Origin of the sequence: Metabacillus idriensis, assembly GCF_050483325.1 — a bacterium.
GTDB classification, from domain to species: domain Bacteria; phylum Bacillota; class Bacilli; order Bacillales; family Bacillaceae; genus Bacillus_P; species Bacillus_P idriensis_A.
Map to the genome: position 1 here is coordinate 18,401 of NZ_JBCMYF010000022.1, position 12,839 is coordinate 31,239.

At 39.8% G+C, this 12,839-nt stretch carries 11 protein-coding genes and 1 other annotated feature; of the genes, 2 read left to right on the plus strand and 9 right to left on the minus strand.

What is annotated here, in order from left to right:
- Nucleotides 1–4: 4 nt before the first annotated feature.
- From ABEQ24_RS13290 to ABEQ24_RS13300, 3 genes are all read right to left on the minus strand, one after another.
- Nucleotides 5–1,015 (minus strand): LLM class flavin-dependent oxidoreductase, encoded by a 1,011-nt coding sequence (locus ABEQ24_RS13290; protein WP_430007233.1) that lies wholly within the window; start codon nucleotides 1,013–1,015, stop codon nucleotides 5–7.
- A 115-nt stretch (nucleotides 1,016–1,130) separates the two neighbouring features.
- Nucleotides 1,131–2,126 (minus strand): LLM class flavin-dependent oxidoreductase, encoded by a 996-nt coding sequence (locus tag ABEQ24_RS13295; RefSeq protein WP_430007234.1) that lies wholly within the window; start codon nucleotides 2,124–2,126, stop codon nucleotides 1,131–1,133.
- Nucleotides 2,127–2,130: 4 nt separating this feature from the next.
- A complete protein-coding gene (locus ABEQ24_RS13300) occupies nucleotides 2,131–3,594 on the minus strand; it encodes a PLP-dependent aminotransferase family protein (protein WP_430007235.1) in 1,464 nt (487 codons plus the stop codon).
- A gap of 140 nt (nucleotides 3,595–3,734) precedes the next feature.
- Here ABEQ24_RS13300 and ABEQ24_RS13305 point away from each other — a divergent pair, with 140 nt between their 5' ends.
- Entirely contained in the window at nucleotides 3,735–3,935 is a 201-nt protein-coding gene (locus tag ABEQ24_RS13305; RefSeq protein WP_430007236.1) for a hypothetical protein, read from the plus strand.
- A gap of 267 nt (nucleotides 3,936–4,202) precedes the next feature.
- Here the strand turns inward: ABEQ24_RS13305 and ABEQ24_RS13310 are convergent, their stop codons facing one another.
- Both ABEQ24_RS13310 and ABEQ24_RS13315 read right to left on the minus strand, forming a co-directional pair.
- Nucleotides 4,203–4,772: a YitT family protein gene (locus tag ABEQ24_RS13310; RefSeq protein WP_430007279.1), complete on the minus strand. Its 570-nt coding sequence runs from the start codon at nucleotides 4,770–4,772 to the stop codon at nucleotides 4,203–4,205.
- A gap of 133 nt (nucleotides 4,773–4,905) precedes the next feature.
- A complete protein-coding gene (locus ABEQ24_RS13315) occupies nucleotides 4,906–5,799 on the minus strand; it encodes a VanW family protein (protein ID WP_430007237.1) in 894 nt (297 codons plus the stop codon).
- Nucleotides 5,800–6,081: 282 nt separating this feature from the next.
- On the opposite strand from ABEQ24_RS13315, the gene ABEQ24_RS13320 reads away from it, so the two are divergent.
- A complete protein-coding gene (locus tag ABEQ24_RS13320) occupies nucleotides 6,082–8,019 on the plus strand; it encodes an LTA synthase family protein (RefSeq protein WP_430007238.1) in 1,938 nt (645 codons plus the stop codon).
- Between the two features lie 79 nt (nucleotides 8,020–8,098).
- On the opposite strand, the gene ABEQ24_RS13325 is transcribed toward ABEQ24_RS13320, so the two are convergent.
- From ABEQ24_RS13325 to ABEQ24_RS13340, 4 genes are all read right to left on the minus strand, one after another.
- Nucleotides 8,099–8,668 (minus strand): superoxide dismutase family protein, encoded by a 570-nt coding sequence (locus ABEQ24_RS13325; RefSeq protein WP_430007239.1) that lies wholly within the window; start codon nucleotides 8,666–8,668, stop codon nucleotides 8,099–8,101.
- A gap of 77 nt (nucleotides 8,669–8,745) precedes the next feature.
- Nucleotides 8,746–10,410 (minus strand): arginine--tRNA ligase, encoded by a 1,665-nt coding sequence (argS, locus tag ABEQ24_RS13330; protein ID WP_430007240.1) that lies wholly within the window; start codon nucleotides 10,408–10,410, stop codon nucleotides 8,746–8,748.
- A 54-nt stretch (nucleotides 10,411–10,464) separates the two neighbouring features.
- Nucleotides 10,465–10,683: a binding site (T-box leader), on the minus strand.
- 55 nt (nucleotides 10,684–10,738) lie between these two features.
- Nucleotides 10,739–11,341 (minus strand): DUF3298 domain-containing protein, encoded by a 603-nt coding sequence (locus tag ABEQ24_RS13335; RefSeq protein ID WP_430007241.1) that lies wholly within the window; start codon nucleotides 11,339–11,341, stop codon nucleotides 10,739–10,741.
- 105 nt (nucleotides 11,342–11,446) lie between these two features.
- Nucleotides 11,447–12,475, minus strand: coding sequence for a LysM peptidoglycan-binding domain-containing protein (locus tag ABEQ24_RS13340; protein ID WP_430007242.1), 1,029 nt, complete (start codon nucleotides 12,473–12,475; stop codon nucleotides 11,447–11,449).
- Nucleotides 12,476–12,839: the final 364 nt, after the last annotated feature.

Sequence of the window (12,839 nt, forward strand, 5' to 3'; positions counted from 1 at the left end):
CCTCCTATATCTTCTGCTTAAAGAGCTGTGAAACAATTTCAAATGAACGCAATCGTTCTTGATGGTCATAAATTGAGGCATTAACCATAATTTCATTTGCGCCTGTTTCTTCTATGAAGTTTTCGAGTTTCTTTTTGACCGTACTTGCACTTCCGACAATCGATGATCCAAGCTGCTGATGAATAGCTGCTTTTTCATATGGAGTCCATATCTCTTCCATATTTTCAACCGGCGGCTGCATTTTGCCCGGACGATTGCGGACAAGATTCAAGAATTGCTGCTGCATCGTCGTTGCTAAATAAGCCGCTTTTTCATCACTGTCAGCAGCTATTACATTCGCGCCTACCATTGCATAAGGTTCTTGCAGCACATTAGACGGTTTGAAACTGCTTCTGTATTGCCGCATTGCAGGAATCGTATGTTCAGGTGAAAAGTGGCTTGCAAATGCAAATGGCAATCCTAATCTTCCTGCAAGCTGAGCACTGTATCCGCTTGAACCGAGCAGCCAAATCGGCACGTTAAGGCCTTTACCGGGAACCGCCCTAACATGTGATGCTTCTGTTGGCTGAAAATACTCCATCAGCTCATCAAGCTGTTCTGGGAAATCCTCTCCATTGCTCATGTTTTCTCTGCGGAGTGCACGGGCTGTCAGCTGATCGGTCCCAGGAGCTCGTCCAAGCCCCAGATCGATTCTGCCTGGATAAAGAGATTCAAGTGTGCCAAACTGTTCAGCAATGACTAACGGAGCATGATTTGGCAGCATGATTCCGCCTGAACCGACGCGGATATTGTGTGTACCCCCTGCAACATGTCCAATTAAAACTGCTGTGGCTGAACTCGCAATTCCCTCCATATTATGATGCTCTGCAAGCCAAAAACGGTTATAGCCCCATTTATCAGCATGCTGAGCGAGGTCAAGCGTGTTTTTAAAAGCTTCCTTCGGAGTGCTGCCCTCAACAACAGGCGCAAGATCCAATACGGACATCTTTATATCTTTAGTAGTTTCAATGGACATTTTTTTGTCCTCCTTCATCTAAACCTTGCTTATTCAAATAAACAACGTCATTGTATCAATTTTTATTGATGAATGAAAACAAAACGACTTTTCCTCTGCTGTGATTTCACTTTCCTTAAAGGTCAAAAACTTCTGCCAGAAGCTTATATGACTCCAATTTCGCTTCAAAATCAAAGATATTTGCAATGATCATAATCTCATCGGTCTGATAATCTGCTGAAATGCTCAGCAATTCTTCTTTCACCTTAGCAGGAGTGCCAACAACCATTCGTTTGCGGTTTCTTTTTATTTTCTCTAGCTCTTCATCAGAAAAAACACGTTTTTTCACATCATCAGGGGATGGAATCTTTGTATTTTCTCCTTTTTCTGCATTTAACAGCCATGCATCTTGGCTTAACGCCAGGTATTCAGCCTCTTCTTGCGTTCTTGCACATACAGCAAAAATGCAGAAATTGGTTTTTGGATCAGGAAGGTGACTTGACGGCTGAAATTGCTCCTTGTAATCGTTCATTGCTTTTTTACCGCTTAATGGGTTAATAAAATGACCATATGTAAACGCCATTCCGTGCTCTGCTGCCATTCTTGCACCGCGGTGTGAAACCCCAAGCAGCCACATTTCTGGAGATGTTTCGGATTCAGGCATAGCCTGTACATCTGAAAATAGATGCTCCATGGGTAAAGACTTTTTCAGGAATCCCTGCAAATCCTTCAGTTGTCTTGGGAATTCATTTAAACTTTTTCGCATTCCATCTGTCAAAGCCAGACGTGTTTCAGGAGATCCTCCGGGTGAACGTCCAATGCCAAGGTCGATGCTATTTGGAAAAAGAGTTTCAAGCGTATTGAATGTTTCAGCCACTTTTAATGGACTGTACTGCGGCAGAAGGACTCCTCCTGAACCAAACTTAATTCTGCTTGTAATCGATGCAAGATGTGACATGAGAATTTCAGGAGCCGTACTGGCGAGTCCGTCAGTATTGTGATGCTCTGCAAGCCAGTACCGAGTATAGCCAAGTTCTTCAGCTGCTTTTGCTGACTGAACGGTTTGAGTCAGCGCAACTCTTGCGGATGAACCTTCAGAAATCGGTGATTGATCTAAAATACTCAGCTTCATAACATCAACTCCTCTTAGGGCTAAATTCTTCTTTCTGCTCTAACAGAGCCTCTGAAAAAGCTGCAATAGCCGGGTCGATTGTATGTTTAGCAGCTCGTCCAAAAGTAAATCTGACAAAGCCTTTTTCCGAACCGAGAGCAATTCCAGGCGTATAAATGACTCCTTTATCTACTGCACGATTAAAAAGTTTTTCATCTTGATGTTCTTGTCTGATCCTGCACCATAAGTGAATACCGCCTTTTGGTACTGAATAATCCAGTTGTCCGGGCAGGTGCTTTTCAATAGCTGAAGCCAGCAAATCTCTTCTGTCTTTTAATTCAATTTTCAGCTGCTGCAGATGGGGGTCAAAAAAGTCTGATTTCAAAAACTTGCTTGCGAGCCAATCTGAAAAAATGCTTGATCCATAATCAATTTGCTGTCTGGCATCTGCCAATCGTTCAATAATTTGTCTCGGAGCGAGGATCCAGCCAATTCTTATGCCTGAAGATACCATTTTTGACAATGAGCTTATGTAGATAACAATGCCACGTGAATCTTCGGATTTTAAGGTTGGTGCTTTTTCATTTTTAAAGGACAGTAAAGAATAAGGATCATCTTCTACAATTGGAATGCCAAATTCAAAAGCAGTATTGAGAATCTTTTTTCTTCGCTCTGAGTGCAAAACGCTGCCAGTTGGATTTTGATAGGCCGAACTAAGAAAAATCATGCGGATACGGTGGCTTACACATGCATTATTCAATTCGTTTACGTTTACTCCATTTTCATCTGCTTCAAGTAAGATTGTCTTAATGCCCAGGGATTTGAAAATAGGCAATGAATAGGTATATGAAGGATTTTCTATTGCAACAGCATCACCAGGTTTTAATAAACACTGAATGATAAGGTGAAGTGCCTGCTGAGCTCCTGAAGTAATAAGAATGGATGATGGTGTGCATTCAATATTTTTATAAATGAACAAGTGTTCCGCAATCGTTTCCCTCAATTTCAGGTTGCCGTGCGGATGCTCATAACTTAAAGGATGATCGAAGGCCTGATTCTTTAAAATGTGCTGAAATTGCTGATTTGGAAATAGCTCGGGCGATAACTGCCCTGTAGCTAAATCAATCAGATTTTTGTGATTGGCCTCTTCTGCAATCCGCTGTATGATAGGTACATTCGGCAATAAAGTTCCAGCTATCAGCATGCGGTTCCAGTTCGGCACCCTTCCGCCATTATTGGAGGGATCTGACCCGCGGACAACTGATCCGCTTCCTTTCTTGCTGATAATTAAATCTGACGCACTAAGTTCAGCGTAGGCAGCTGCGACCGTGCTTCTGTTTACTCCTAATTCTTTTGAAAGCATGCGTTCAGAAGGCAATTTGCTATATGGAGGCATTTCTCCGTTATTAATCTGCTTTTCAAAATACTGAACGATCTGCTTATAGATCGGCTGTGTGCTAGAACGGTCGGGCTTCCATTCATATCCCATTATAGGTACAACTCCTGACTATTTTATATCTTTTTAAAAGTGGATGGCCTCAATTTCTGAAAATTGGAGGTCCCCATCTGCAGGATCATATGTAAAATGATGATTAAGAGCTTGGAATATATAAAAAAGGAGTCAATGCATTGTCAATTTGGTTCAGCGTCATTATTATTTCAATCATTAGCTTAGTCGGCTTAATAGTAACCCTATTAATTGGACATAATCAAGCAGTTGAGAATTACCGGGAAACTGCAAAGGCCAGAATGAAAAATTTATCGGCCATCTATATCGTCAGTATTGCTCTCGCATTAATATTTCTTGTGGTGTTTTTTGTGAATTTATAAGGTATGGAGAGAAAAAAGGATTAATGCCCAAAAAAGACCAAAATCCATCACCCGGAACTTGGTCTTCCTTATCTGAATGGAACTTACTTATTGGCTTCACGTATCTCCTGTTATTCTTCAGCAGCATAGCATTACGAGACTTTTTGATACTAAGTAATACATAAAGTGTGTACAGTTATTCAAGTGGCCGAAGAATTATACTTGCAATGGTCCGGGTGAGCACAAGCAATCTAAAAAAATAAGCAAATCAAGCTCTGGCCTGCTTTTTCAGTGATCAGCAGGTTTCATAATTATGTGTGTAATCAATCCAATGATTCCAATTGTGACACATGAAAAGAAAAAGCTTCTGGGTCCCAGAGTTTTATACCCTGCGGCTGCTACAAGACCATCAATAAGTAAAATCGAAATCCCTATATTTAATTTTGTGCTGTCTGAAATAAGCCGTGCCAATAAATCCGTTCCCCCTGTGCTTGTATCATTTCGGAGCATGACTCCAATACCAATTCCGATTAATCCTCCTCCTATAAGGGAACTTAAAAAAATGGGCAAAGAAAATTGAGTTCTCAATGGATCCAGTAAATCGATAAAAAAGGCAGATATCAATAAACCGTGAATACTGCTGTAGAAATAGACCGGTTTGAAAAACCAGGAAAATAAACAAAGCGGCAAACTTAAGAACAGAATGCACAAACCCGTTTTATATCCAAAATAGTAATGTAAGATCAAGGCTATTCCGTCAACTCCGCCATCAATCAAATGGTGGGGAACTAAAAAGCCGTTTATGCCAATGCTGATCAATAAGCTTCCTATTATAATCGCTGCTATTTTTTGAGTGATAATGATCACCTTGCCTACGAAAAGATTCTTCTAACTATATGTCCAAGCATTAGGATTCAGAAGTATCATTTTCATAAGGCAGTTTCCTAAAAAGAGCAATTTTTATGTATCTTGCATGGTAAACTTTTATCCTTTACCTCATCTTAACGGGCTGGTTCCGGGGTTCTGATCTTTTTTCATAAGCAACTTCATTTGTAGAATAGATGGTGACCATCACACTTGCTCCATAGACAGCTGCCCTGATCAGGACAGGCTCACTGTATTTATTCGTAAACCGAAAATCAGGTCCATACCAGCTTACTGTTGCATCTCTTCCCGCAGGAACATAAGGAACCCTTCTGCTGTGGGAATACCTCTCGATTACTTTTAATCCTGCATTGTCAATTGCATTGAATAAAGTAGAAGAAACCTGGCAAATGCCCCCTCCTATTCCTTCAGAAAGTTCACCCCTGATGATAATTGGTGCTTTCATATAGCCTCTCGCTGCTGTACGGTTGCCGACAACCCCATTAAAGGAAAACGTCTCACCGGGAAATACGACCTTGTTATTGATTGCCTCTGCAGCAAGATGAATATTTTTTGTACGCTGGATATTATTTTTATTAAAAAAAGTTACATAAGTCCCTATCCTTGCAGTGCGAATACTGTTCAGCAATTCTTTATCCACCCTTGGATACAATTTTATCTTCGGTGCTTCCATGCGGGCGGCCCCGCTCCCGAAAAAGTACATATGGAATTTTTCATTGAAGTTCTCACGGTGCAATTTATAGCCTGTTTTTTCCGGAATAATTTTACCGCTTTTATCCATTTCAGCATTTACCGGCGCCTTATACATTTGATTATCCAAATGATTCATGATTTTAGTTAATTTTGTTTCATCAATCATGAATGTCTCTTGCATCAACAGCGCGGCATCATTGCGATTCACTTTTTCGATTACATGATTATTATGGATAATCGTTAAGCTGTGATCAGGCTGAATTTGCTGGGAAAGCAGGAGAATAGCACCAATTAATACAAATTTCATTCATAATCACCCCCAACCTTACTATGTATTAGGGATAAGCTTTTTATGTAAATCGTCCGATGGTTTTCTTATGGAAAATAAGTCAAATATAAATTAGATAAATTCATATAGTTAAGATTAATTGAATAGACAATAAGTTGACTTTTTGCACCTGATTGCGTTATTATTGCTTTTATCTTTTGCTGAACAATTACCTGTTTCAAAACAGTGTAAAGCGGCTATATATAATTAGTTAAGATTTATTAAGATGACAATTTAAAAGATTACTAGAGGTGTTAAAAAATGAAAAATGTATTTGCTAAGAGTTTTTTGAACAAGCATCTTGGCTTTTTTCTGTTCGCAGTCGTTCTGCTATGGATAAAAACCTATGCCGCTTATCAAACAGAACTTAATTTAGGAATTGATAATTCCATTCAGCAGTTTTTGCTGTTCATCAACCCAATCAGCTCTGCAATGCTGTTTTTAGGTTTAGCATTATTTGCTAAAGGAAGAAAAGCATTTATTTGGATGATCGTGATTGATTTCCTTCTTTCTTTCTTATTATATGCAAATCTTGTCTACTACCGTTTTTTCAACGATTTTATTACAGTTCCAACATTAACACAAACTAAAAATGCCGGTGACCTTGGACAAAGTTTCGGTGCTTTGGTTAAACCATATGATGTCCTTTACTTCCTGGATGTCATTATTTTAATGATTCTTGTATTTGGTAAATTCGTGAAGCCGGAAAATGTAAGAATGAAAGGCAAACGAGTTTCCGCTGTTCTGATTTCAGCTGTAATGCTGTTCGGTGCAAACCTTGCTTTGGCGGAAATGGACCGCCCGCAATTATTAACACGCACCTTTGACCGCAACTACCTTGTAAAATATTTAGGCATGTATAATTACACGATTTATGATGCGATTCAAAGTTCAAAATCATCTGCTCAGCGCGCTTTAGCTGACAGCAACGATGTAACAGAAGTTGTAAACTACACAAAAGCAACACATGCTGAACCTAATCCAGAATACTTCGGTAAAGCAAAAGGCATGAATGTGATTTATATTTCACTTGAATCACTTCAGACATTTGCTATTGATTATAAAATTAACGGCGAAGAAGTTACACCGTTTTTAAATTCATTAACAAAAAATCAAAATACACTTTATTTTGATAATTTCTTTCATCAAACAGGTCAAGGTAAAACGTCTGATGCCGAGTTTATGGTTGAAAATTCATTATTCCCTCTTCCACAGGGAGCTGTATTTACAACGAAAGCAGAAAACACGTATCAGGCAGCGCCGGCTATTCTTGATCAAAAAGGGTATTCAACAGCTGTTTTTCATGGCAACTATAAATCATTCTGGAACCGCGATGTGATGTATAAGTCACTGGGCTACGAGCAATTTTTTGATGCAGCCTATTATTCAATGAAAGATGAAGATGTCGTGAACTACGGCCTTAAAGATAAACCATTCTTTAAAGAGTCAATTCCGCTTCTTGAATCTATGGAGCAGCCTTTTTATACGAAATTCATTTCATTAACGAATCACTTCCCTTATCCAATTGATGAGGAAGAAGCAACGATTGATCCTCATACAACTGGTGATGGTTCTGTCGACCGTTATTTCCAGACGGCTCGTTACATGGATGAGTCTTTGAAGCAGTTTTTCGATGATCTTAAAAAGTCAGGTTTATATGATAATACAATGATCGTTATGTATGGTGATCATTACGGAATTTCTGAAAATCACAACAAAGCAATGTCTCAGGTAATGGGCAAAGAGATTAATGGGTTTGAACATGCTCAGCTGCAGCGTACTCCACTGTTCATTCATGTACCAGGCCTTAAAGGCGGAGAACAACACCAGTTCGGCGGGCAAGTTGATATCCGCCCTACTCTTATGCACCTTCTTGGCATTGATACAAAAGATTATGTCCAAATGGGTACGGATTTATTATCAAAAGACCACCAGCAAGTGGTGCCTTTTAGAAACGGTGACTTCGTAACACCTGAGTTCACTTCAGTTGACGGCAAATTCTATGATACGTCTACTGGAGAAACGGTACAGGAAAACGGAGACATTAAACAAACAGAAGAAATGGTTGATAAAAAGCTGAACCTTTCAGACCAGATTGTATACGGAGATCTCCTGCGTTTCTATACTCCTAAAGGATTTGAACCTGTAGATCAAACAAAATACCGTTACATGGGTCCTGAAGAAACAGAAGAAAAATAAGCAAAAGCTGATGAGACTTGTTGTCTCATCAGCTTTTTTATTTGCGTATATTCTGACTAACACTTTCTTTTCCGCTTTATTAGTTCACGACTGCCCCGCATGCAATTCTGTTCCCTGCGTTTCCGGCAGGATCTGTCATGTAGTCATCCTCTTTTTCATGGATAATAATTGAACTCCCGTCTTCATCCAGCAGTGAATTCTTCTTTCCCTGTTTTAATGTGACCTCAGCAGCATGCAGTTCAACATCAACTGTCCCATTTTCGTCAATTTCAATGTTCGGCAGATCACCTGCATGAAACCCTTTAGGATTATCAAATCCATGCTGCTTTTTGGCGGGATTGAAATGCCCTCCTGCTGATTTGAAATCCGGCTTTTCGCATTTGCCTGTTTCATGGAGATGGATGGCCTTCTTTCCAGGCTCTAATCCTTCAGCTTTTAATCGAATTGTCACTCCTTTGGATGTCTCAGTCAGAGCTGCAGTCCCGATCTGAACGCCCTCGCTGTTTATGATATCAACGTTTACCGGAGCAACTGCCTTCTCACTGACAGGAAGTGATTCATCTTCTGACTTTATTTCTGAAGCAGACTGACAGGCGCTCATGCTAAGAAATGCTGCGATTATAACTGTGTAAAAGCTTTTTATGTTCATATAGACAATCCCTCCATTATAAAATTCATTAGCATGATTGCCATAAAAGCAGAATTTTAAAACGGTTTATACGGGTCCTACATTTTTTCAGGAGCTTGTATACCGAGTATGGTCAGTCCATCCTTCAGGGTACTGCACACAGAGCGGACTAACAAAAGTCTGGATGTGAGAGATTGATTTTCTTCAAGGATTTTTACTTTTGCGTAATAGGAATTAAACGCTCTGCACACTTGCAATAGATATTTTGCAAGAATGGACGGGTCGTATTTTTCAAACGCAGATTGAATCACTAACTCATACTGGACAAGGAGTTTTTGTACTTCCCAGCTGTAATCATCTGTTAAAGCCATGGCATTTTCTGACTTAATCCCGCTGCTTTTTCTTAATAAAGAGCATGCGCGTGCATGTGTATACTGCACATATGGACCTGTCTCTCCTTCAAACTTAAGCATTTCATCCAATGAAAATTCAATATTATTTGTTCGTTCATTCTTCAGGTCATGAAAGATAATCGCCCCTACTCCCACCGCTCTGGCAACCTCTTCTTTGTTTTCGAGCTGAGGATTTTTCACATCAATATTTACTTTTGCAGCGGAGATGGTCTCTCTAATCACTTCATCTAAAAGGACTACTTTGCCTTTTCTTGTAGACATTTTCTTTCCATCCTTCAATATGAATCCAAAAGGTATATGATGAAGATCCTGATGCCAGCTGCAGCCCATTTTCTTTAGGACGGCGAAAACCTGTTTAAAATGGATCGATTGTTCCATCCCTACCACATAAAGTGATTTATCAAATTGATATATTTCTTTTCTGTAAAGAGCTGCTGCCAAATCTCTTGTTGCATAAAGAGTCGCTCCATCCTTTTTTCGGATCAGGCACGGCGGCAGATTATCCTTATCTAAAGATACTACTTTCGCCCCTTCAGATTGTTCTAGCAGACCTTTTTTCTCAAGCATTGCAGATATGCCAGATAGTTGGCTGTTGTAGAATGCTTCTCCATTATAAGCATCAAATTGAACGCCTAATAGCTGATAAACCCTCTCAAAGTCCGCAAGTGATGCCTTCCTGAACCATTGCCACAGCACTAATGCATCTGTATCACCGTCCTCGAGCCGTTTAAACCAGCTTCTCCCCTCCTCATTCAGATCAGGAGAGACGGAAGCTTCATCATGAAACTTTACGTACAGTTTAAAAAGCTCCTGAATCGGACGTTTCATGACAGCTTGTTCATTTCCCCATCTTTTATAGGCTGCAATCAGCTTGCCGAATTGTGTGCCCCAGTCGCCAATATGATTGATTCTGACAACGTTATAGCCGCATTTTTCTCCTAGATTGGCAATCGCCTGCCCGATGACCGTTGAACGAAGGTGTCCCATCGAAAAAGGCTTCGCAATATTCGGAGATGAAAAATCAATGGTCAATACCTTTGTTTGTTCAGGTACCTCATAGTGTACCTTCTTTTTAAGACATTCCTTGCTTATGCTCTCTCTGTTAAGATAAAAATTCACATAGGGACCTGCAGCTGCTGCACTTGTAATAAATTCATCTTCAATTGTTTCTGCAAGCAAGCCTGCAATATGAATCGGATTTTTATTATAAATTGAAGCCAGGGTGAAACAGGGTAAGCTGTAATCTCCAAACTGTCTGGCTTTCGGAATTTCAAGGAGATCTACTATTGCTTCAAGGGGTAGATCGTTTTCTAGTGAGGCATGAATAATGGCCCCAAGTTTCTTTTTCATATAGAATAATCCTCCTTTTAAAAATAAAAATAAAAACGCCCGCCTCTTTTTTACAAAAGAGACGGGCGTTTTCCCGCGGTACCACTCTGATTGTTCATTTCTGAACCACTCACAGCTTTTTAACGGACAGCCGTCCGGCATGCCCTATTGGAATCATTTCAGGCATGCTCCTAGATAGTGCGCTTCATCATTCCGTTCATTTTAGGCTCTCACCATTCCTAAATCGCTGATAGATGAACTTGAAATGACTACTCTCTTCATCATGGGATTTTTTTCTATTAACAGTTATTATATGTGAATCTTTGAAGAATGCAAGAGTTTTTAAAAATTATCCATACAATTTAGGCAGCGGTCCATCCGGATTAATCAGATCTTCCAAATCATAGATGGATATCGGAAAATACAGAAATCCATATGCATAAGCTGCGATTTCATAGAGCTGAAAATATATGACAAGAGATTTATCAGCTAAATAAAAATCCTGATCAGGGCGAATTGATTTAAAGGGAGGATCAAGTAAGGTAATCTCCCTTTCTTTAAGCTGTTTTGCAATAATGGAGGACAATCGTTCTATATAGCTGCTGTCTTTTTTAAAAAGATCCTGGAGCTTATATTTTTTTCCTGTCTGGGTATCGTATGTCAGCCCTTTTAGAAAAGACATGCCATGAGCGCCTCCGGAATACACGTAATTCAGCAGCGTTAAACTTAACAAGTCACGCTCATTCGTTTTAATCTCATATGTCCCTTGCATCTCCGTCTGCAATCCGCCGTCATACCCTCCAAAACGAATCTGATCCTGAACACTCTTAAGGATATCTGCATTGATTTTCTGCTGACTGAATGCTTGAGGAACCATTATAGATGGATAGAATATCGAAAGCTTTTTCCCTTCTATTTTATGTGTTAATACTCCGGCCGGCAATGCAGTCATTCTGTCGCCTCCTTGTTGCTTTTGTTCAATCATATGAAACGATCCTTGCATTCATCCTTTTAAGGCGGATTGTTTTTTGTAAAAAAAAGAAGCCTTAATGGCTTCTTATTTTAAATAGCGTTTTGCTCCAAGGTATCTTGCTTTCCAATAAGAATTATCTAATTTAGAGATCGTAACACCTGATGAACTCGCATGAATAAATTCTCCATTGCCAAGATAAATTCCCATATGCGACGGGCCTGCCTTGTATGTAGTGAAATAAACGAAGTCACCTTTTTGCGGAGAGCTGACGGACGTCATAATGTCCCAATATCCAGCAGTGCTGAGACGGGAGACAGACGTCACTTTGTTCAGTACATAGTACATGAATCCGCTGCAGTCAAATCCAGAAGGAGTATTTCCAGCCCAGCGGTATGGAACTCCAGCGTGTTTCTTTGCTTCAGCAATCATCGTGTCAATTTTACTGTTTGCAGATGGCTTTGTTTCTTCCACCTCACCAGGTGCAGCTTGGCTTGAACCTTTCACTTTAAGGATCTGGCCAGCGTAAATCATATCTGATTTCAGATTGTTCATGGCTTTTAATTCAGGAACAGTAAGATCGAATTGATTTGCAATCTTTCCGAGGTAATCACCAAGCTGTACTTTATAGGTTGCTGTTGCTGAAGAAGCAGGCTTGCTTTCAGCTGGTTTCGGAGCAGCAGCGTCTGGCGCTTGTTCTGCACTTTTGCTTACTTTTAAAGTCTGCCCTGGACGGATCAAATCTGATTTCAGTCCATTTAAACTCTTAAGCTCATTTACTGATACATTATGGTTTCTTGCAATGACCCAGAGGGAATCGCCTGATTTCACTTTGTATGTAGAGACAGAGGTTTTAGCGGGAGCAGCAGGTTTTTGCACACTTGATGCGGGTTTTTCAGCAGTTCCGGATATCTTCAGGACTTGTCCTGGAAAAATCATATCATTAGAAAGCTTATTTGCCATTTTAATTGTGTCGACTGATGTTTTATACTCGCGTGACAACTTCCATAACGAATCGCCTTTTTTAACGGTTATGCTGTCTGCAGAAGCTGCGGATCCAAGCAAGCCGGAACCGATGACTGCTGAAGCAGTTAACCCAATAATTTTCTGTTTCATTGTTCGCTAAGTACCTCCTTTTTTCTTACATGATTATTTTAATAGATTAGGGCATTAATTACTACAAATTTCTAAAAATAGCACTATATTCTTACTAAAATAGCTAAATTTCTCTCTTTTTGTCCTGTTTTTCTTGCAAAAAATGACAGCATTAGTGTTTTTTGGACGATTTTTGAGATAGCATATCCAATCTGAATTTCATATAGTAATAAAAAAAAGAAACAGGGTGTTTAAAATGGCGAAGAGAAATCGGGGAAAGACATTATACAAAATGGCATCAAGAGCCCGCGGCACTTGTCCAATCTGCGGAACAGAGAGAATAAAACTGCTTTACCCTAATCTGCAGGCGGATGGCAAGAAGCTT

Bases quoted from the DNA above. Each gene is read 5' to 3' on its own strand.
- argS (WP_430007240.1), bottom strand. From the start codon at position 10,410: ATGAAAAAGAAACTTGGGGCCATTATTCATGCCTCACTAGAAAACGAT.
- ABEQ24_RS13320 (WP_430007238.1), top strand. From the start codon at position 6,082: ATGAAAAATGTATTTGCTAAGAGTTTTTTGAACAAGCATCTTGGCTTT.
- ABEQ24_RS13325 (WP_430007239.1), bottom strand. From the start codon at position 8,668: ATGAACATAAAAAGCTTTTACACAGTTATAATCGCAGCATTTCTTAGC.
- ABEQ24_RS13335 (WP_430007241.1), bottom strand. From the start codon at position 11,341: ATGACTGCATTGCCGGCCGGAGTATTAACACATAAAATAGAAGGGAAA.
- ABEQ24_RS13340 (WP_430007242.1), bottom strand. From the start codon at position 12,475: ATGAAACAGAAAATTATTGGGTTAACTGCTTCAGCAGTCATCGGTTCC.
- ABEQ24_RS13290 (WP_430007233.1), bottom strand. From the start codon at position 1,015: ATGTCCATTGAAACTACTAAAGATATAAAGATGTCCGTATTGGATCTT.
- ABEQ24_RS13315 (WP_430007237.1), bottom strand. From the start codon at position 5,799: ATGAAATTTGTATTAATTGGTGCTATTCTCCTGCTTTCCCAGCAAATT.
- ABEQ24_RS13300 (WP_430007235.1), bottom strand. From the start codon at position 3,594: ATGGGATATGAATGGAAGCCCGACCGTTCTAGCACACAGCCGATCTAT.
- ABEQ24_RS13295 (WP_430007234.1), bottom strand. From the start codon at position 2,126: ATGAAGCTGAGTATTTTAGATCAATCACCGATTTCTGAAGGTTCATCC.